The 21,190-nt window shown below is 38.3% G+C and carries 18 protein-coding genes; 13 read left to right on the top strand and 5 right to left on the bottom strand.

The features are described 5' to 3' along the window. Positions 1–116: 116 nt before the first annotated feature. The 5 genes from BUC12_RS14830 to ffh all read right to left on the bottom strand — a co-directional run bounded on the left by BUC12_RS14830 (position 117) and on the right by ffh (position 6,332). Positions 117–911, bottom strand: coding sequence for a lipopolysaccharide kinase InaA family protein (locus BUC12_RS14830; RefSeq protein ID WP_062180691.1), 795 nt, complete (start codon positions 909–911; stop codon positions 117–119). A gap of 1 nt (position 912) precedes the next feature. Further along, positions 913–1,977, bottom strand: coding sequence for a glycosyltransferase family 10 domain-containing protein (locus tag BUC12_RS14825; RefSeq protein ID WP_062180695.1), 1,065 nt, complete (start codon positions 1,975–1,977; stop codon positions 913–915). Between the two features lie 9 nt (positions 1,978–1,986). After that, positions 1,987–3,567, bottom strand: coding sequence for a peptide chain release factor 3 (locus BUC12_RS14820; RefSeq protein WP_062180698.1), 1,581 nt, complete (start codon positions 3,565–3,567; stop codon positions 1,987–1,989). A gap of 474 nt (positions 3,568–4,041) precedes the next feature. Next, complete coding sequence (folD, locus tag BUC12_RS14815) at positions 4,042–4,923, bottom strand: bifunctional methylenetetrahydrofolate dehydrogenase/methenyltetrahydrofolate cyclohydrolase FolD (RefSeq protein ID WP_062180700.1); 882 nt, start codon at positions 4,921–4,923, stop codon at positions 4,042–4,044. 74 nt (positions 4,924–4,997) lie between these two features. Further along, on the bottom strand, positions 4,998–6,332 hold the full coding sequence (gene ffh, locus BUC12_RS14810) for a signal recognition particle protein (RefSeq protein ID WP_062180703.1): 1,335 nt from the start codon (positions 6,330–6,332) through the stop codon (positions 4,998–5,000). A 200-nt stretch (positions 6,333–6,532) separates the two neighbouring features. On the opposite strand from ffh, the gene BUC12_RS14805 reads away from it, so the two are divergent. The 13 genes from BUC12_RS14805 (at position 6,533) to BUC12_RS14745 (ending at position 21,189) form a co-directional block, all read left to right on the top strand. Continuing rightward, the gene (locus tag BUC12_RS14805; protein ID WP_062180706.1) at positions 6,533–7,000 is read left to right on the top strand and encodes a MaoC family dehydratase; all 468 of its coding nucleotides are present in this window, start codon (positions 6,533–6,535) and stop codon (positions 6,998–7,000) included. An 81-nt stretch (positions 7,001–7,081) separates the two neighbouring features. After that, positions 7,082–8,074, top strand: a complete 993-nt coding sequence (locus BUC12_RS14800) for a coiled-coil domain-containing protein (RefSeq protein ID WP_062180709.1) — start codon at positions 7,082–7,084, stop codon at positions 8,072–8,074. Further along, on the top strand, positions 8,071–8,820 hold the full coding sequence (locus BUC12_RS14795; RefSeq protein ID WP_062180711.1) for a hypothetical protein: 750 nt from the start codon (positions 8,071–8,073) through the stop codon (positions 8,818–8,820). The genes BUC12_RS14800 and BUC12_RS14795 overlap by 4 nt, the downstream gene beginning before the upstream one ends. A gap of 31 nt (positions 8,821–8,851) precedes the next feature. Next, the gene (locus tag BUC12_RS14790; RefSeq protein ID WP_062180714.1) at positions 8,852–9,946 is read left to right on the top strand and encodes a Nif3-like dinuclear metal center hexameric protein; all 1,095 of its coding nucleotides are present in this window, start codon (positions 8,852–8,854) and stop codon (positions 9,944–9,946) included. 177 nt (positions 9,947–10,123) lie between these two features. Next, on the top strand, positions 10,124–10,882 hold the full coding sequence (locus BUC12_RS14785) for a zinc ribbon domain-containing protein (protein ID WP_062180717.1): 759 nt from the start codon (positions 10,124–10,126) through the stop codon (positions 10,880–10,882). A gap of 159 nt (positions 10,883–11,041) precedes the next feature. Continuing rightward, on the top strand, positions 11,042–11,815 hold the full coding sequence (locus BUC12_RS14780) for a polysaccharide biosynthesis/export family protein (protein WP_070808595.1): 774 nt from the start codon (positions 11,042–11,044) through the stop codon (positions 11,813–11,815). Between the two features lie 25 nt (positions 11,816–11,840). Beyond that, on the top strand, positions 11,841–14,159 hold the full coding sequence (locus BUC12_RS14775; protein WP_062180724.1) for a GumC family protein: 2,319 nt from the start codon (positions 11,841–11,843) through the stop codon (positions 14,157–14,159). Positions 14,160–14,168: 9 nt separating this feature from the next. Further along, on the top strand, positions 14,169–15,575 hold the full coding sequence (gene wzx / locus BUC12_RS14770; protein WP_062180727.1) for an O-unit flippase-like protein: 1,407 nt from the start codon (positions 14,169–14,171) through the stop codon (positions 15,573–15,575). After that, complete coding sequence (locus BUC12_RS14765) at positions 15,572–16,696, top strand: hypothetical protein (protein ID WP_062180730.1); 1,125 nt, start codon at positions 15,572–15,574, stop codon at positions 16,694–16,696. The genes wzx and BUC12_RS14765 overlap by 4 nt, the downstream gene beginning before the upstream one ends. After that, a complete protein-coding gene (locus BUC12_RS14760; protein WP_062180733.1) occupies positions 16,693–17,850 on the top strand; it encodes a glycosyltransferase family 4 protein in 1,158 nt (385 codons plus the stop codon). Before BUC12_RS14765 ends, BUC12_RS14760 begins: the two co-directional genes overlap by 4 nt. Beyond that, positions 17,843–18,955, top strand: a complete 1,113-nt coding sequence (locus BUC12_RS14755; RefSeq protein ID WP_062180736.1) for a glycosyltransferase — start codon at positions 17,843–17,845, stop codon at positions 18,953–18,955. Before BUC12_RS14760 ends, BUC12_RS14755 begins: the two co-directional genes overlap by 8 nt. Before the next feature lie 6 nt (positions 18,956–18,961). After that, a complete protein-coding gene (locus BUC12_RS14750; protein WP_082141915.1) occupies positions 18,962–20,092 on the top strand; it encodes a radical SAM protein in 1,131 nt (376 codons plus the stop codon). A 2-nt stretch (positions 20,093–20,094) separates the two neighbouring features. Beyond that, complete coding sequence (locus BUC12_RS14745; protein WP_062180741.1) at positions 20,095–21,189, top strand: glycosyltransferase family 4 protein; 1,095 nt, start codon at positions 20,095–20,097, stop codon at positions 21,187–21,189. Position 21,190 lies beyond the last annotated feature (1 nt).

Raw genomic sequence — 21,190 nt, 5'->3', positions numbered from 1 at the left:
ATTATCTATAATCTATCCTTATATATTGACAGGAAAGGTACAGTTTGTTTTTTCTTTTTTGCAACCTTATCTATTAGTATCTTTCTCTTGCTATTCATCAGTTAACGGTCTTAGATTTATTTCTTTTTAGCCTTGAATCTATTAAAAAATGCTTTACGTTTGCGCCATTGCTCATCATGATGATTCTTGATAGATACAGCCTCCATTACAGAACTTTCAATATCCCAATTTCGAGTTTCAGCATAATATCGTATAACATATTCAAATAAGTCCATGCGTCCCGTAAAACGAGTCAGATTGTCAAAACATGTTTTTCTTGGAATTATTTCTCCATTTGAAAAGAAATCCATTCGATTTATATCAATAACGGAAAATGTATAATGCATATTATAATCTTCATGATATAAAACATTCGTCGAATTTAGATCATGGTGTAATATGCCCTTTTCGTGCAAGTCTGCTACAAAGGCAGCAAAATCACGAGCCATTGTTTGATCAAAATCTTCGGGTTCTATCAATCTTTCTCGAATAGGAGGTGCATCATCACATCCTGACACATAATAACCGTATTGTAGCAATCCATTAGACCATTGTTCTAAATACGCTATTTCTAAAGGTGTGCCTATATTCTTAGCTCTTAGTTTTGTCGCGTTGTGAAATGCTCTTTCAGCTTTACTCTTTCTGAAATAACTATAGATGATCCGTTGTATCAGACTAGGTTGTTTATAGCGCTTTACAATTACATTATTAAGTATTTTATCCGTAGCATCTAGCGTGAAAGACTTTATGATATTTCGTTCGGCATACAAAGTAGTACCTTCCGATTCAAATTTAGAGGGTAATAATTCTATAAAAGACTGGATTGTCGAATTATCTTTAAACTTGGGATTGATTGTTTGCTTAATACTCATATTACTTAGTTAAGATTGAGTCATTCTTAAAAGCATTTTTTAGCTTAAGCTTCCATTTAAACAGATTCCGCTTAACCGTATAGTTATACATGTTTACCCAATTTTGCATCGTATGGCATGGCTGCAAAGTTACTCGCTCTTTGGATAGTTCAGGATTCAGTTGATCGCATAAGGCAGCAACATAATTGAAAAAGTTATATTCGCCAAGCACTTTGTCTTTGCATTCCTTTAGTATCCCTTTGCTCTCTTCGTATGTGTCTTTAGCTATAATGGAATCAATAATAGCAGTTGTCCTATCAAAGTTATGAATATCTATCGGTTGGAATGAATTCTCAGGAAAGTAATCCGAAAGATTAGTACATCCGTAATAGAATGGAAAAGTTTCAGCAAGGAAACAATCCGATATTTTCTCTGTCCAATAATAAGGTTGTGAAGAGTTTTCAATGACGATATGGTATTTATAGGGAGCTAAAACGTCCCATTTATCATCAAAGTCATTATAACCACGTCCGAATATATCTAATTGATCTCCATACTTCTTTTTGAGTTGCTCCACAAAGTTGATTCTGTCCAAATGCCCTTGTGTAAAAGCCTTATTGCTTGTGATAACGGATATAAGCTTCTTTTTTTGAGGAGCAGGACTATTGATTAACTGATCATAATCGAGTGTATAGCTACAATCACCATTAGGAGCTTCGGTAAATCCGACGAACCAAGGTAGGATAGCAGGTCCTAATACCAGATTAGGATGTTTCATTCGTTTCTGACAAGAACATACCATGCCAAATTGCTGAGTATATTTTTTCGGATAAATAAGGACAGAACTAGGTTCGGTAGTTAGTAATAGTGTATTTTGAGGTGCAACGTTACAACTTTCCGGTTTCCGGATACCTTTACCTTGAACAACCCAGAAATCGGGGTTTTCTATTTCTTCATTGATATAGAATCGATAACGACCGTCGGCAGAAAAATTATTAGATCCTTTTGATTGACGGTGCATGATCTCCCCCAGGTTCTTACGATAAGGGATAAATTTGATAGTATAGAAATCCTTTTTCTCTGACATTTGTCTTAATTAAAATTCAGAAGTAAAATGGAATCGTATTTCTTTAAAATCCTGCTGTGCCATCATCAATACATAATTGGAATCGGCGAGGAATACATCACGCCCTTCTTTATCTTTAGCCATATATTGAGCTTTGCGTTTTTTGAAGTTTTCGAGTTCAGCATCGTTGTCACTCTCTATCCAGCAGGCTTTGTACAGGTTGATAGGTTCCCATTTACATTGAGCTCCGTATTCGTGTAGCAGGCGGTATTGTATAACTTCGAATTGCAGTTGCCCGACGGTTCCGATAATCTTGCGCCCATTGAATTGGTTTACAAATAATTGAGCAACACCTTCGTCCATCAATTGGTCTATACCTTTTTGTAATTGCTTTGTCTTCATAGGGTCGGCATTCTCTATGTACTTAAACATTTCGGGTGAGAAGCTCGGTAGTCCCTTGAAGTGAAGCTCTTCGCCGGAAGTCAGTGTATCTCCAATTTTAAAGTTACCGGTATCAGGTAAACCTATAATATCTCCGGCAAAAGCTTCGTCAACCGTTTCTTTCTTTTGCGCCATGAAGGCGGTAGGAGAAGAGAATCGCATCTGACGGTTGAAACGTACATGCTTATAGTTGACATTCCGTTCAAATTTTCCGGAGCAGATTTTTACGAATGCAATACATGACCTGTGATTAGGGTCCATATTGGCATGTATCTTGAATATAAATCCAGTAAAGGCTTCTTCTTCAGGCTTCACTACACGTTCTACGGCTTCGATAGGACGAGGCGAAGGTGCTATTTTCACAAAGCAATCAAGAAGTTCCTTAACTCCAAAGTTATTAAGTGCCGATCCGAAGAATACAGGGGCTACCTGTCCGTTCAGATATGCTTCGATGTCTAGTTCCGGGTATACACCTTGAATCAGCTCTATATCTTCTCTTAGTTTTGCAGCAAGCGAATCTCCGATATGTTTTTCTAGTTCGGGGCTTTGAATATCTTTAAACTCGATAGATTCGGTAACGGTTTGTTTACTTGGTGTATATAGGTCTAGTTTTTCCTGATACAGATTGTATACTCCTTTGAAACTTTGTCCGCTATCTATAGGCCAGCTCAACGGGCGTACATTTATCTTAAGTTCTTCTTCGAGTTCGTCTAGCAAATCGAAAGGATCTTTCCCGTCCCTGTCCATTTTGTTCACGAAAATCATCACCGGAGTATTACGCATACGGCATACTTCCATCAGCTTCCGTGTTTGCGTTTCTACCCCTTTGGCTACATCGACTGCAATAATAACGCTATCAACAGCTGTAAGGGTACGGAATGTATCTTCGGCAAAGTCCTGGTGTCCTGGAGTATCGAGGATATTTATTTTATAGCCGTCGTATTCGAATCCCATTACCGAAGTTGCAACAGATATTCCACGTTGCTTTTCTATTTCCATCCAGTCGGATGTTGCAGTCTTTTTTATCTTATTGGACTTAACTGCACCTGCAACGTGTATTGCACCTCCGAATAAAAGAAGTTTCTCGGTCAGGGTTGTTTTCCCTGCGTCAGGGTGGCTAATGATGGCGAAAGTACGCCGTCTATGGATTTCCTTATCTAATTCGCTCATATTCTTCGATAAAGGCAATGAATAAAGGTATTGCCTTCCGGTTGTATTTTATTGGTTTTTATTGGCTGCAAAGATAATATATAAACTTATAGTGTGAAAATATTAAGAGCCTTCACTTTCGAGATATTGTTATCGGAAACGGCTTTATAATAAAAGATATATTATGTTGTAAAGCAGACTAATTTATTTGGCTGTAATCCTAATCAAAGTTAAATAATGGGTTTTTAGTGTAAAAAAAACTCTATTTCCTTTTAAAAGTCATTAGACATCTCTATATTTGCATTGTGTTTTTCATAGTATTAGATTTAAGGTTAATAATTGAGAATTAGGTTGTCGTGATGACAACCTTTTCTTATTTTTAAAGAGGTTGAGAGTTTTTGTATCAAAATATTTTCTTTCTAACCTTTTATATGTTAAAAAGAAAAACGCATACCTGAATATGCGTTTTGTTAACAATTCGTATCTGTCAGTTGGTTAATTGTATATCTCTTTTTTTCCTGCCAATAACGTATTTTTCATTAATGATATGATTGTCATCGGACCTACGCCTCCGGGTACAGGAGTAATATAGGCGGCTTTAGTTGATACTTCATTAAAATCGACATCTCCTTTCAATTTGAATCCTGATTTGGTTTCGAAAGAAGGTACGCGGGTTGTACCGACATCAATAACTGTCACGCCCTCTTTGACCATATCTCCTTTTAGAAATTCGGGAACTCCTAATGCCGCAATAATAATATCGGCTTCGAGGCATATCTCTTTGATATTGGGTGTCCGGCTATGGCAGACGGTTACGGTAGCATCACCCGGATATCCTTTTTGCATCATCAGATTAGCCACCGGTTTACCTACAATATTGCTTCTGCCCAGTACAACACAGTTTTTACCGGCGGTTGGTATTTCGTAACGTTTGAGCAGCTCCAATATTCCGGCAGGGGTAGCTGATACGAAACACGGTAATCCGATAGACATACGTCCTACATTGATAGGGTGAAACCCGTCCACATCTTTCCTGTAATCTATGGCTTCGATCACTTTTTGCTCTGAAATGTGTTTAGGCAAGGGTAATTGTACGATGAATCCGTCTATGTCATTATCATTATTCAGCCTTTCGACACAGGCTATGATTTCATCTTCGGTGACATCACTTTCGTATCTGATAAGGGTCGATTTAAATCCTACCTCTTCGCAGGTACGGACTTTGTTGGCAACATAAGTTTCGCTTCCTCCGTCGTGCCCGACCAATACTGCTGCAAGGTGAGGAGTCTTCCCTCCTTTGTCTTTTATTTGTTTTACTTCTTCTGCTATCTCTATCTTTATTTGTGCAGAAACTGCTTTTCCGTCAATTAGAATCATTTGGCTTATAGGTTTTCTGGTATATAAAGTAAAAGAGGAATACTGCCGTGGCGATATTCCTCTTTATGTTTGTCTTATCTTTTCATTCCCGGCATTTTGGACATCAGCTTTCCGGCGCCTTTCATTTGGGTCATCATCTTCATCATTTTACGGGTTTCGTCAAACTGTTTGATCAGTTTGTTTACTTCCTGTATAGATGTTCCACTACCTTTTGCAATCCGCTGGCGACGGCTTCCGTTAAGTATTTCGGGGCTGGTCCGTTCTTTCGGGGTCATTGAATAGATGATAGCTTCGATACTTTTAAAAGCATTATCATCAATATCGATATCTTTCATAGCTTTACCTACTCCCGGTATCATCGCAGCCAAATCTTTGAGGTTACCCATTTTTTTGATTTGCTGGATTTGAGAGATGAAATCGTTAAAGTCGAACTGATTTTTTGCGATTTTCTTTTGCAGGCGGCGGGCTTCTTCTTCGTCGTATTGTTCTTGGGCACGTTCTACAAGTGATACGATATCACCCATACCCAATATACGGTCGGCCATACGTTCGGGATGGAATACATCCAGTGCATCCATCTTTTCGCCCATGCCGACAAACTTGATCGGTTTATTTACTACCGAGCGGATCGATAAGGCAGCACCACCACGGGTATCCCCATCGAGCTTGGTTAGTACGACTCCGTCGAAGTCTAGCTTATCATTAAATTCTTTAGCTGTATTTACCGCATCCTGTCCTGTCATAGAGTCGACAACGAATAGGATTTCGTTAGGGTTTACGGCATTTTTTATGGCAGCGATTTCTTTCATCATCGCTTCATCGATAGCTAAACGTCCTGCGGTATCAATGATTACAACATCGTTGCCGTCGGCTTTAGCTTTCTTTATGGCATTCTGTGCTATTTCTACAGGATTCGTATTGCCTTCTTCGAAATATACAGGCACATCTATTTGCGTACCTAATACTTTGAGCTGTTCGATTGCGGCAGGACGATAGATATCGTCGGCAACCAACAGAGGTTTTTTCCCTTTTTTTGTTTTAAGAAGGCTAGCCAGTTTTCCCGAAAAAGTGGTTTTTCCCGAACCTTGTAGTCCCGACATTAAAATAATAGAAGGAGTACTTTTCAGGTTGATGTCAACAGCAGTTCCTCCCATCAGTTCGGCAAGTTCGTCGTGTACGATCTTCACCATCAATTGTCCCGGCTTAACTGCTGTGAGAACATTTTGACCGAGGGCTTTCTCTTTTACTGTTTCGGTGAATTGCTTGGCTGTCTTAAAGTTTACGTCGGCATCAAGCAGTGCACGGCGTACATCTTTCAGTGTTTCTGCAACATTGATCTCGGTGATTTTACCTTCACCTTTCAATAGTTTAAACGATCTGTCTAATCTGTCACTTAAATTTTCAAACATATAATTATGGTGTATTCTTTTGTTATATTCAAGAATAATTTGCTAAGTGGCACAAAGATAATAAAGTTTTTTGATCCCTGCTTCGGATTTGTGCATACGTCTAAACTGTCATTAATGAAATAGCTGTTCTTTTCATTAAAAAATGTATATTTGTCCTATTGGAAAACATGCTAATGGAAAAGTTGAAAAAGTAATAGATTATGAGTAAAGTAATTATCGGTTCATTCGAGGAATTTGAAAAGTACGTAGGACAAGAATTAGGTGTATCGGATTATCTGAAAATTGATCAGGATAGGATTAACTTGTTTGCTGATGCAACATTAGACCATCAATGGATACACACTGACACAGAAAGAGCTAAAAAGGAAAGTGCATTCCATAGCACTATCGCACATGGGTATTTGACTCTTTCGCTACTTCCTTATCTGTGGGATCAGATTGTAGAGGTGCATAACCTGAAGATGATGATTAACTACGGAATGGAGAAGTTGAAATTCAATCAGGCGGTAGTTGTTGATAGCGAAGTACGTATCCGGGTAAAGCTTTTAAGCCTGAAAAACTTACGGGGAACGATTAAAGCGGAAATGGAAGTAGTAATGGAGATAAAAGATTCTCCAAAAAATGCTTATGAGACAAATGTCTTGTTTTTATATCATTTTAATGATTAATTTTGAGAGAAAATAAGAGTAGAGGGGATATCAATGGTTTATCCCCTTTTTTAATTTTACAAAACCCTAAATAATTCTACTATGAAAAAAGGAATAATACTTTTGTCTCTAACATTCCTGAGCTTTGCCGTAAAAGCACAATGGACAAGTAACGGAACAACAATTTCTACAACACAAAATGTGGGTATAGGCACTGCCGCTCCGGGATATAAACTGGATGTAGTTGGAAATAGCCGTTTTTATAATATTATATTGCCAAGAGGGTATATGCTTGCCTCACGGTTAGATGATAACTTTACTTATCAGGAAAAAGCTGTAGGTCATTATTCATTTGGTTGGAATTCCGATTCGTGGAATACAACATCCGGAACTTTATGGCAAAGTAGCTATGGTGGGATGAAATTCTTTACTGGAGGTCAATGTCGAATAGGAATTAATAGTTCAGGAAACGTTGGTGTTGGTACTGATAATCCTGCTTATTTGTTAGATGTAGCTGGAGATATTCGTTCTCAGAATTTTGTATTGCCAAGAGGGTATATGCTTGCCTCACGGTTAGATGATAATTTTACCTATCAGAATAAAGTAATAGGTCATTATTCGTTTGGATGGAATTCAGATTCGTGGAATACAACAGCTGGAACTTTATGGCAAAGTGGCTATGGTGGGATGAAATTCTTTACTGGAGGAGAATCTCGTGTAGCAATAAATAAGATAGGAAATGTAGGTCTCGGAACAGACAACCCACAAAACAAATTGGATGTCGTAGGTACAATCCGTGCAACGGAAGTAAAAGTCGAAACAGGCTGGGCAGACTTTGTCTTTGCGTCTGACTACAAACTTCGTCCGTTAGAAGAAGTAAAAGCCCACATTGAAGAACACAAACACCTCCCTGATATTCCATCGGAAAAAGAAGTCAAAGAAAATGGAGTGAGTCTCGGCGAAATGCAAGCTAAGTTATTACAGAAAATAGAAGAATTGACTTTATATGTAATAGAACTTAAAGGAGAAAACGAAGAGATGAAAAAAGAAAATAAAGAAATAAAGCAACAATTAAGAAACTTACAGGATCTATGAAAAAGACAGTATTAACACTAATTGCATGCACCATAGCTGCAACATTATCTGCACAATGGACGAGTAGTGGAACAACAATTTCTACCACTCAGAATGTTGGTATAGGTACTACCGCTCCGGGATATAAACTGGATGTAGTTGGAAATAGTCGCTTTTATAATATAATATTGCCATCAGGCTTTCAGATAATGCGTCAGATGAACGATAACTTTACCTATCAGGATAAGACTGTAGGTCATTATTCATTTGGTTGGAATTCTGATTCATGGTACTCCGGTGCAGGCTCTTTATGGCAAAGCGGGTACGGTGGAATAAAGTTTTTCACGAAAGGACAATATCGAATGGGTATTCATAACTCAGGTAATGTCGGTATAGGTATAGATAACCCCACTCAGAAATTAGATGTAGCTGGTAATATTAAAGCAACTGGAGCTTATATAAATGGTATTGTTTATGCTAATGAGGTAAAGGTAGAAACTACCCAATGGTCAGATTTTGTCTTTGCTCCTGATTACAAACTTCGTTCGTTGGACGAAGTAAAAGCTCACCTTGAAGAACACAAGCATCTTCCCGATATCCCATCAGAAAAAGAAGTCAAAGAAAATGGAGTGAGTCTCGGCGAAATGCAAGCTAAACTTTTACAAAAGATAGAAGAGTTAACACTGTATGTAATAAAGCAGGAAGAAAAAAACAAGGCTTTGGAAGAAGAAATACAAAATTTAAAAACTATTTTAGCAAAAGAATAATAATTTACAGCTAATTAATTAGTTTGGAAATATGAAAATAAAAGAGGTTTTAGCTGCGATAGAAGTTTTAGCTCCGCTGCCTTTGCAGGAGAGCTTTGACAATAGTGGGATACAGGTCGGAGACGCTAATCAGGAGGTGAGAGGTGTTCTTATATGTATAGATGTAACAGAAAGTGTAATGACCGAAGCTGTACGTTTGGGTTGCAATCTGGTTATATCGCATCATCCATTGGCTTTTCGCAGCTTTAAATCCCTGACCGGACGAACGTATGTCGAACGGTGTATGATTCAGGCTTGTAAACATGATATAGTTGTGTATGCGGCTCATACCAATTTAGATAATGCAACAGGTGGAGTTAATTACGAACTGGCTAAGATATTAGGTTTGGAACAGGTTAAGATTCTATCTCCACAGAAAAAGGTTTTATCAAAGCTGGTAACATATGTTCCTCAATCTCATGCCGAAAGTGTGAGAACTGTGCTTTTTAATGCCGGGGCGGGTAATATCGGCAATTACGATGCCTGTAGTTTTAATGTGCTGGGAGAAGGAACTTTTAGGGCAGGGGAGGGAACTCATCCTTTTGTAGGCGAAAAAGGTAATTTACATATCGAAGCCGAAGTACGTATCGAAGTGGTATTGCCTGTATATAAACAGCGCGAGATATTGAACGCTCTACTGGCTATTCACCCCTACGAAGAGCCTGCTTACGATTTTTATTTATTGGAAAACCCGTGGGCGCAGGCAGGTAGCGGTATTGTAGGAACATTACCCGAACCGATGGAAGAAGAGGATTTTCTGTATCACCTGAAAGATACTTTAGGGTTGTCTAGTATTCAGCATTCGCCATATTTAGGGAAACAGATTCATGAGGTCGCTTTATGTGGCGGAAGTGGAGCATTTCTTATTCCGCAAGCTATAGGCTATGGAGCTGATATATTTATAACCGGAGAGGCTAAGTATAATGATTTCTACGATGTAGAAGATAAAATTCTGCTCGCAACCGTAGGGCATTATGAGTCGGAAATATGTACAAAAAACATATTCTATAATCTGCTTTCGGAGAAGTTTCCGGAGTTGGAATTGAATTTATCACAGTTTGACGAGAATCCGGTTAAATATCTGTAAAAGACTATGGATGTTTCGGCTCGAATTATTATCTTTGCATCCGGATAATAAATAGTTATCCGTTGTACGAAGGCAGAGATATACTCCTGCAAAAGTATAAGATGTAGTAAATAAATAGTATAACTGTTTATATACTGCATTTTTTTATAGAGAAAATTAAAATAATCAATACAAAAAATGGCAAAGAAACAAGCTGAAAAAGAAGTACAGGTGGAAGACAAGTTGAAAACACTTTACAGCCTGCAAACTAAATTATCGGATGTCGATAAAATTAAAATTCTTCGCGGAGAGCTTCCTTTGGAGGTTGCCGACCTTGAAGACGAGATTATCGGTCTGAAGACACGTATCGGAAAATACGAGTCGGATCAGAAAGAGTTTGAAACAGCTGTTGCTCAACAAAAACAAAAAATTCAGGATTGTACCCTGAAAATAGAGAAATATAAAGAGCAACTCGATAATGTACGTAACAATCGCGAGTACGACCATTTAAGCAAAGAAATCGAATTCGAAACACTTGAAATCGAGTTAGCTGAAAAACGTATCAAAGAGTTTACTCAGAATGTGAAATCGTTAAAAGAGCAAGTTGAGAAGAGTAAATCTTTTCTGGAAGAACGTTCTGCCGACCTTCACCAAAAGAAAGATGAGTTGGACGAGATTATCTCCGAAACGAAACAACAGGAAGAACAGCTTCGTGAGGAAATTAAAGGTATCGAAGGCGAAGTTGAGCCCCGTTTGCTACAGGCATTTAAACGTATCCGTAAAAGTGCCCGCAACGGATTGGCTATTGTAGCTATCGAACGTGGTGCGTGTGGTGGATGTTTCAATAAAATACCACCTCAAAAGCAAATGGATATTAAATTAGGAAAGAAAATTATTGTTTGCGAATATTGCGGACGTATTATGATTGACCCTGAACTGGTTGGTATCGAAGAATAAATGTATTTAACTGCATTTTTATAAATAAAGGCAGCCTTTGGAAAATATTCCGGAGGCTGTTTCGTTTTTCTTATGATTTGTTATTTTTTCTCGTAAGAAATGGTAACTCACATCGAAAGAAGTATCTTTGTTTTTTCAGAAATTACAGATATATTGAGAATGGGAAAGATTCACATATTGATTTGCTTGTTATTAGTCGTGTTAATGAGTTCCTGCGGCTCATCCAAGAACATATCCTATTTTCAGGATCTGGATGCTTATTTACAAAAAGAAATAGCATTGTCCGATTCTTTGAATCCGGTGAAGATAAAGACCGGAGATGAACTGGCTATTGTTGTCTCTTCTATCGAACCTCAGGCTGTAACTCCGTTTAATCTGCCTTCGGGACAAGGAACAATATCATCATATATTATAGATAATGAGGGAGAAATAAATTTTCCTACTCTGGGTAAAATCCGCTTAAGGGGCTTATCAACAGACGAAGCAGTGGACCTGATACAGACCCGTCTCGAAGATTATGTAAAAGATCCGATTGTAAATGTTCAGATTATGAATTTCAAGGTTTCGGTATTAGGGGCTGTTAATGCTCCGGGGCCTGTATTCTTTACGGGGCAGCGCTTGTCTGTCCTCGATGCTTTGGCTAATGCCAGAGATTTAACATTATACGGACGAAGGGATAATGTTTTACTGATCAGGGATAATGATGGTAAAAAAGAATTTATACGTTTTGATTTAACTAAAAGTAGCCAGGTGTTCTCTTCACAATATTTTTATCTGCAACAAAATGATATTTTGTATGTTGAATCTAATAAAGAGCATCAGAAGGATGCACAGATGAGTCAGCAGAAGCAATTTAACCTGACTTTGATTACGACTGCTATTACAACCGTTATCAGTACGGTTTCGTTAATAATAGCTGTGTCAAGAAAATAAAAAGCATCCTTACGTTGAAAAAATTATGAGTACAAAGAAAAAATCAGAGTTTGTCAATGTCGGAGATGTTATTCTCAAATATAGTAAGCACTGGAAATGGTTTCTGGGTTTTATCCTTTTGTGCCTTTTTGTTGCCATAGCTTATATAAAGACTGTAGATCCGACCTATTATATAGTTTCGAATATTAAATTAAGGTCGAACGAAGAAGGTTCTAAAATAGCTTCGTCGCTGGTTCGTAGTTTTGGGCTCGGAAGTATTGCCGGTTCGGAAAATATATCGGATGAAGCTGCCGTTATTGCCTCGCAAACTCATATGAGGGATATGATTTACGAGTTGGGGCTACATACAACCTATGATCTGAAAAAGTTTCCGTTTGATAAATCGTTATATAATACTTCGCCGGTAATATTGGATGTACCCCGTAGCGTGATGGATACTCTGACCATGCCAATCGCATTTACGGTTAAAGTAAATGAAGACAAATCGGTGGAAGTAAAAGCCGAGGCTGATGATGAAAAGATTGGCGAAACTAAACTGGCTACTTTGCCGGGCGAGATTAAAACTGCATACGGTAACTTCCTTCTAAAATATTCCGGAAAATCTATTGGCGAAAGTTCTTATAAGCTGAATGTAAACCTGTTTGGTCTGGATTACGCAGCTGAAAAATACAAAGAACGTATAATAGTATCTCCTACAACAGATAAATCGGATATCATTTATTTGAGTATAAAAGATGTAGACCGTCAGCGGGGAAGGGATATTCTGAACAAACTGGTTGAACTTTATAATGAGGATGCCAAACTCGAAAAGAATGAAGAGGCTGAAAATACTGCTTCGTTTATAAAAGAACGTATCGATTTGTTGGCTATTGAGTTAAGTGCTCTCGAGAAAAATCTGGAATCTTTTAAAAGAGAAAATAATATAACAGATATAACAGTAGAGTCGAAGGCTTTTATCGAAAAGTATCACGATTTGCAGGAAAAAACGACAGAAGCAAATATTCAGATGGATATTGCTTCTATGCTGGATAAATATGTAAACGATCCGAAGAATAAATATGAATTGATACCTACCAATACAGGGGTACTACCCGGAACGTTGGAGGCAATAAGGTCATACAATAGTGCGGTGTTGGAAAGGACGCGGTTATTGCAAAATACGAAAGAGAACAACCCTGTTATCATATCATTGAATGAGCAGGTCGATTTGCTTCGTAAGAATGTACAAATAAGTGTGAGTAATGCTAAACGTGACCTTACCATACGTAAGCAGGATTGGTCGGGTTTGGAAGGCGAAATGCAATCACGTATGTCGGAAATGCCGAAACAACAACGCGAATATATTGAGATAGAACGTCAGCGTCAGGTAAAATCCGATTTGTATGTTTTTCTTCTTACCAAGATGGAAGAAACGCAGTTAACCTTGGCTTCGACTACTCCTAAAGCGAAAGTAATAGACGGGGCATATAATATATGGAAACCGATCGCCCCCCGAAAAATGATGGTGCTGGCGATAGCCTTATTGCTGGGAGTATTGTTTCCCGTCGTGATTCTCTATCTGATAGATGTGTTCAAGTTCAAAATAGCCTCGAAAGAAGAATTAACGGAAGCAACCTCTGTTCCTGTTCTTGGGGAGATTTGTTTGGATAAGAATGCCGGAAACATAGCTATTGCAGAGGGAATAAGTACATCTACAGCAGAATTGTTCCGCTTAGTCCGTACTAACTTGCAATTTCTGATGAAGAAAGACGAAAAAGTGGTGCTTGTAACCTCCAGTATTTCGGGTGAAGGAAAATCGTTCTTTACCGTGAATCTTGCTTTGTCGTATTCTCTGATTAAAAATAAAAAAGTAGTATTGGTCGGGTTGGATATACGTAACCCCAAACTTAGCGAATACTTATCAATCAACCGGAAAGACGGAATGACTGTTTATCTCGCTTCAGATGATATGAAACCCGAGGATATAATAATCCATCGCCCCGATTTGCATGACAATATGTATGTAATACCGGCAGGTCCTATTCCACCGAATCCGGCAGAGCTATTATTAAATGACCGTTTGGATGAGATGTTCGATTACTTACGCGCCAACTTTGATTATATAATTGTAGATACAGCCCCTGTCGGTATGGTTTCGGATACATTCAGTCTCGATAGGGTGTCGGATGCTACGATATATCTGTTCAGGGCTAATTATACAAACAAGTCTCACCTGAAATTTGCCGAATCTATTGTCGAAGATAATAAACTGAAAAATATGTCGATCGTAATTAATGGCACAACTACCAAAGCGGCATATGGTTATGGATACGGACACCAGTCGGATACCGGAAATAAGAAATAAACAGAAACTTTGAGTAAGATAGTTATCACCCGGAAAGATGTTATATGGGGATATGTAGCTCAGTTTTGTAATATAGGGGCTAATATTCTGGTATTGCCTGCTATATTCAGGTTTTTGCCTTCCGATACATTAGGTATTTGGTATGTGTTTGTCAATCTGGGAATGTTTTCCACTTTGATAGGGGTTGTTTTTCAGATCACTTTCTCGCGAAATATAGCTTATGCATTCGGAGGAGCGACATCTTTACTCAAGGATGGTATAGACGAGAATGCCCGGGTATTGGACGAACCGAATTATCCTCTCATAAAGTCCCTGATACGTACCATGCACAAGTTTTATAGCTATGTATCATTGGCTATGGCTTTGATGCTATTTTCGGCAGGGTTAGTATATGTGTATTATCTGTCGAGAGACTTTCCCGATCAATCCTATATTTTGTACTCATGGTTATTATATTCTGCAAGTGTAGTGTTCGGGTTCTATTGTATCCATTTTGCCTGTATTTTGCAGGGAAGGGGATATATTCAGGAGCATAACCAACTAATGATAATCAACCGTTCGATATATATGTTACTCACATATATATTCCTTTTTTCGGGTTATGGGCTTATTGGCGTTGCTATCGCTAACTGCATTTCGGGTATTGTAAACTATTTTACAGGACGATTACTGGCTTATAAAGACGGATTGGGAGCAATACTGAGAAATGTAACGCCCCTCAATTTTAATCTGAGAGCGGTGGTTTGGCGCAATACATACCGGCAGGGCATAGCCAATCTGGCAATGTATATCTCAACTAAAGGGAGTTTGTTTTATGCCTCGTTATTTATTCCTCTGGCCACTATCGCTAAATACGGACTCAGTTTGCAGGTTGTAAATGTGCTGACTACCATTTCGTTATTGTATTATTCCAGTTATGCGCCTTATGTAGCTCAGAGTTGGGTTACTCATAATGTAACGAACATACGGCGGATTTATACCAAAAGCCTTGTATTGATGTTGATATTGTATATTGCAGGTTGCGTTGGTGTATCGTTGTTCGGAGATTGGGGTTTGACACTAATTGGCAGTGGTACTACTCTTTTACCGACTGTTCCGTTGGCACTTTTATTTATAGTCTATCTGTTTGACTCGAATCAGGCTTTGGCTATCGGGCTGATATCATCAAGCAATAAGATTCCGTACATGACATCGGCTATTGTATCTGCTTTGGCTATATTTATACTGATGCCTATATTTATAGTTTTATTTAAGTGGGATATTTATGGAGCTATTCTTTCGGTAGGTATTGTGCAGTTTTGTTATCAGAATTGGAAATGGATTCAGGTAGTGTCTAGGCGTATAAGGCTCAATTACCTGCAACAAATAAGATTAGGTGTACGTTATTGGTTAACAAGTGATAGTACGAAACGATGACCGATATTCTTGAAAAAATACGGAAACCCAGTTTGTTTATCCTGTTATTGATTCTCAATTTCAGGTTCTTGTTTACTGTTGTTCTGAATGACAGGGTGGAGATATTGTCTGTATTGACAATTGTATTCTTTCTTCTCTCGTTTGATTATTCGACTATACGCAAAGAATACGTGTATTGCTTGGGTATATTTATTTTGATATCGGCATTCGATTTCACAAAATATAAACTGAATGTACTGACTCCGCTGATAGTGATGCAATGTGTATCGACATTTAGCCTGAAAGAGTATCTGCGGTTTAATATTATTATTCTGGGAACAACGGTTATAGGTATGCTGCTGGTATTTGGTACGGGGCATATCACTCAATCGGATGTTTTCAGTTTTATCCGGATAAGGAACGATTTTGGTTACGGGCATCCCAATATTGCCATGATTTATTATTGGGGGTTGTTTATGTCTGTCCTTTTATATTGCTATATTTCTAAATACCGGAACTTTATCTGGTTGTTATTGGGCGGCTTTTTATTAATCAGTATTTATTTGTATCTGGAGACGGATTCGCGGAGTTTTATTTTCGCCGTGTTTACTTTTTCTCTGGTACTTATTTATTATAATTTACGCAAAAGGTCGGTAAAGGATTATCGGATAGGTTATTCACGATATGTCTTGTATGCTTTGCCTGTACTATTTACTGCACTTACGCTCTATTTCGGGATATTTGCGAGTGAATATCCGAAGATTAATATTCTGTTCAGTACCCGTCCGTCTTTATATCACGAACTATTGGCCGGGTTAACTCCTTTACAATACCTGCTTGGAACATCTGCTTTCGACTATATAATTATCGATAGTACATATATGCACCTGTTATTCGAAGCCGGGATTCTTTTGTTTGTATATTTTATATGGTTATATTATTTTGCAATGAAGAATATTGTTCGCCAGCAGAATTTTATAGTCATAGCAGTTATGGTCAGTTTCTTGGTATATGGCTTAATGGAGTCTTTGCTCTTATTCTGCGTAATTATCGGGAATAATCTGTTTTGGGTGCTGATGTATCGCTATCGTTACGGGATAGAGGAAGGGTTTGATACGGAACAAAAACTATTGGACGAATGAAAATTGTATATTGTCTTATAGACTCTTCTCCATCCGGTGGAATGGAACGGATTGTTTGCGCTAAAGCTAATTATCTGGCTGACCACATGGGGTATGATATTACAATTATAACAACGGACAGGGAAGGAAAAGCAAACTTTTTTGATTTCTCACCTCGGATCCGTTTTATAGATTTGGATATTAATTATCGTTATTTGCACGGAAAAAACTTTGTAAGACGACTTCTTGAGCAGCTGAGAAAAAGAAGGCTGCATAAGAAGCGACTTGAGGATATACTGAAAGAGTTAAAGCCTGATATTTGTATTTCGACTTATACGCATGAATTTACAATTTTGCCTAAAATGTCGGATAGAAGTAAAAGGGTTGCTGAGATTCATTTTTGTAAACACTACAAAGAAATTGAATATAGTTTGCTGAATGCTTCTTTTCTTAGAAAACAAAAGGCTCTTTGGGCTGAAAAGAATAAGAGCCGGTATGTAAACCGTTACGAAGCTTTTGTTGTTTTAACAGAAGACGATGCTGCAAAATGGAGCAAATTCAAAAATGTGAGAGTTATTCCCAATGTTTTACCATTCGTATCTGAGCGGATAAGTCTTCGTCAGGAGCGAAGGGTTATAAGTTTAGGGCGGCTGACTCCTCAGAAGGGATTTTCGAGGTTGATTGATATCTGGAAGATTGTAGTATCTAAATGTCCTGATTGGCATCTGGATATATATGGAACCGGAGAAGAATATCAGGTCTTATCCGAAAAGATTATAAGCCGGCAGTTAAGTAATGGCATAACTATACATTCGCCGGAGGAAGACGTTGAGAGTATTTATACTCAGGCTTCTGTCTATGCTATGTCTTCTGTTTATGAGGGGTTTGGATTGGTCTTAGCTGAGGCGATGTCTTGCGGATTGCCATGTGTAGCATTCGATTGCCCGAGTGGGCCGTCTGAGATAATCTCGGATGGGGAAGATGGATACCTTGTTCCGGATGGAGATATAAACCTTTTTGCCGATAGGCTTATCAGGCTTATAGATGATGAGGCTTTAAGAAACCGGATGGGCGAGAAGGCTTGTGAGAATAGCAAACGCTTTTTGCCGGAAAATATAATGCCCCGTTGGGTCGAACTGTTTGAAGATGTAAAAAATAACCGACGAAATGGATGAAAATAAAAATATAACGATTGTTGCTTGTTACTTCGGTCCGAAGCTGGGAGTAGGAGTCTTTATTGAAAAGTTATTATCGTATCTGCTGCCTTTATTAAAAGAAGGTGGCTATAATATTACATTGGTAACAAACACGAATGTTCTGGAACATTCTCCGTTGATTGATACAGATGGTATAGAGGTTGTTTGTCCCGAAGAACTGCAAAAAACAATCTCGTCGAAGGCTTATTTTTTGAATACATTCCCTGATACTTCTTATGTGAAAGATGCCAAATATGTGTTGTTCACTGCAGATTCTGTTATAGGAAAAGGTGTTAAAAATGCCATATCGGTGGTGCATGATATAAATGAATTCGATGTACATAATAAATTTGGAATAATACGAACTTGGTTCCGGAAGAGGATGATACGCTCGGTTATTTCCCGGGCGTGTAAGATTGTCGTAATCTCGGGATTTGTAAAAGATCAGATAATAAAGTATTTCCCGAATGAGCAATTCGACGGGCGTTTATCCGTTATCCATAATGGAATAGATCTGGTCGAATCCGAAGATCTAAGTGTTACGCATAAGCAGAAAGAGCCTTATTTCCTGATAGTAGGGCGTATTGACCCGAAAGGGAAAAAATTATATGAAGCATTAAAAATATATCAGGCATATAAATCTCAGAATCCCGAATTCGAATTAAAAATAGTAGGTGGTATTAATAGGTTCTGCGAAAAAGAGGCAAACTCATTTCTATTAGATGCCAATCGGATTAGTGGTGTGCAATATCTTGGCTATGTAGAGGATAAAGAATTAAATGCGCTGTATGAAAGTGCCTTTGCGACCATCTTCTATTCGGAATTTGAAGGATTTGGTTTCCCTATTCTTGAGGCCTTTGGGAGGGGATGCCCCGTTATAACAAATCCTGCTAATAAAGTAAATGATGAATTGGCTAATGGATACGATGTAAAAATAGCCGAATCGGACCTCAACAATGTAGAAATGATCTGCTGGAAAGTAGATTTAATCCGGAAAATGGATACTGAAGTACTGAAGGCTACAGCTCTCCGTTTTTCATGGAAAAAAACTGCCCGCCAGTATTTTGACTTGCTAAATGATTGAACTTGGATGAATAAAATACCATTACCTACCGATGTTTCTATTATAACAACTTATCGTTGCCAGATGCGTTGTCAGATGTGTAATATCTGGAAGTATCCGTCTGATGCGAAGCTCGAAATATCGGCTCGTGACCTCGAAATATTGCCAAAGCTTAAGTTTGTAAACATTACGGGTGGAGAACCTTTTCAGCGAAAAGATATCAGTGATATAGTCGCTGTTTCTTTCGAGAAGGCTCCAAGAGTTGTAATATCTACTTCGGGTTGGCATTACGATAAAATAATTGATCTGGCTAAACAGTATCCGAATATTGGAATCAGGGTAAGTATCGAGGGGCTTTCGCAACTCAATGACGAACTCAGAGGTAGGGCAGGCGGCTTCGACCGGGGATTAAAATTACTGCTGAGGCTTCGCGAAATGGGTGTGAGGGATATTGGTTTCGGCATAACTGTTTCAAACCGGAATTCGAAAGATATGCTTGAACTTTATCGTCTGGCAAAGGAACTGAAGCTTGAATTTGCAACAGCTGCTTTTCATAATTCGTATTACTTTCATAAAGACGATAATAAGATAACAAATCAAGATGAAGTGATTGCCGATTTCCATACTCTGATAGATGAGTTGTTGAAAGAAAACCATCCTAAAAGTTGGTTCCGTGCATTTTTTAATCTAGGTTTGATCGGCTACATACAAGGACAGAAGCGCATGTTACCTTGTGAGGCGGGTACAGCCAATTTCTTTATTGAACCTTATGGCGATGTATATCCTTGTAACGGGCTGGAAGACCGTATCTGGAAAGAGAGCATGGGGAATATTCGTGATTATTCGTCATTCGAAGATCTGTGGTATAGTTCTCAGGCAGAAAAAGTACGGGCAATGGTGCGCCAGTGCCCAAAAAACTGTTGGATGGTGGGAACTGCCGCTCCTGTAATGAAGAAGTATATCAAACATCCGGCTATGTGGGTGCTTAAAAATAAACTAAACAGTATCAGAGGAAAAAGCGTTGATATCAGCGCAATACCTTACTATAATGTTGGACAGGATATTCGGCAGGGAGATTTGGATTATTCGCGCATGAAACCGTTTACAGATACTCATGGAGTGAAACCTGATACGGACTTACCTCTGGTTGAAGAATAATTATGAAGATTTTTGTTACAGGTACACGTGGAATTCCTGAGATACAGGGTGGAGTAGAGACTCATTGCGAAAATCTTTATCCCCGGGTTGTATCGCTTGGTGGTGATGTAACCTTAATCAGACGGTTTTGTTATGTAAAGTCGGATGAGCGTAGAACAGAATTTGAAGGTGTGAAACTGAAAGATATTTACGCTCCCCGTAAGAAAAGTATAGAAGCTATTATACATACCTTGTTATCCATAATATATACCAGAGTAAAAGGAGGCGATGTGATTCATATTCATGCTATTGGACCGGCTTTGCTGACCCCTTTTGCCCGGATTCTGGGGTTAAAAGTCGTGGTAACCCATCATGGCGCAGATTACAGACGGGATAAATGGGGACGGTTGGCAAAACGAATACTTCGTATGGGAGAAAAAATGGCTGTAAAATATGCCAATCATCTGGTAGTTATATCCGATGGTATCCGGAAAGATATTCTGGAAGAATATGGAAGGTCAGAAAATATTCATTTAATATATAATGGTGTAAATAAAGCAGTTGTAATTGAAAGTGCAGATTATATAAATACTTTGGGATTAGCGAAGCATAAGTATATTTTTGCTCTGGGACGTTTTGTCGAAGAGAAAGGTTTTCATCAGTTAATAGCTGCTTATGATAAAAGTTCTTGTAAAAAAGACTACAAACTGGTTATTGCCGGCGATGCAGACCATAAAACCGAATACTCTGAAATGCTGAAACAAAAAGCAAAAGATTCGGGAGTTGTTTTGCCCGGATTTGTAAAAGGTGACAATCTTAGCGAACTTTTTTCTCATGCCCGTTTATTTGTATTGCCTTCTTTTCATGAAGGAATGCCGATAGCTTTACTCGAAGCAATGAGTTACGGGCTCGATGTGTTAGTAAGCCATATTCCGGCAAATACCGGATTGATAAGTGATAAAGAATCATTATTTGATCCGTTTGATACTAAGGATGTAAAACAAAAGCTTGAGATAAAGCTAAGTCAATCTTTTTCCCCGAAAGAATATGATATGACTGAATACGATTGGAATACGATTGCAGAAAAAACTCTGAAAGTCTTAACATTAAACAACTGAA

It is taken from the genome of Indolivaga macrotermitis (assembly GCF_900128985.1).
Lineage (GTDB): Bacteria > Bacteroidota > Bacteroidia > Bacteroidales > Dysgonomonadaceae > Dysgonomonas_A > Dysgonomonas_A macrotermitis.
This window is presented reverse-complemented; position numbering and strand designations above follow the sequence as displayed.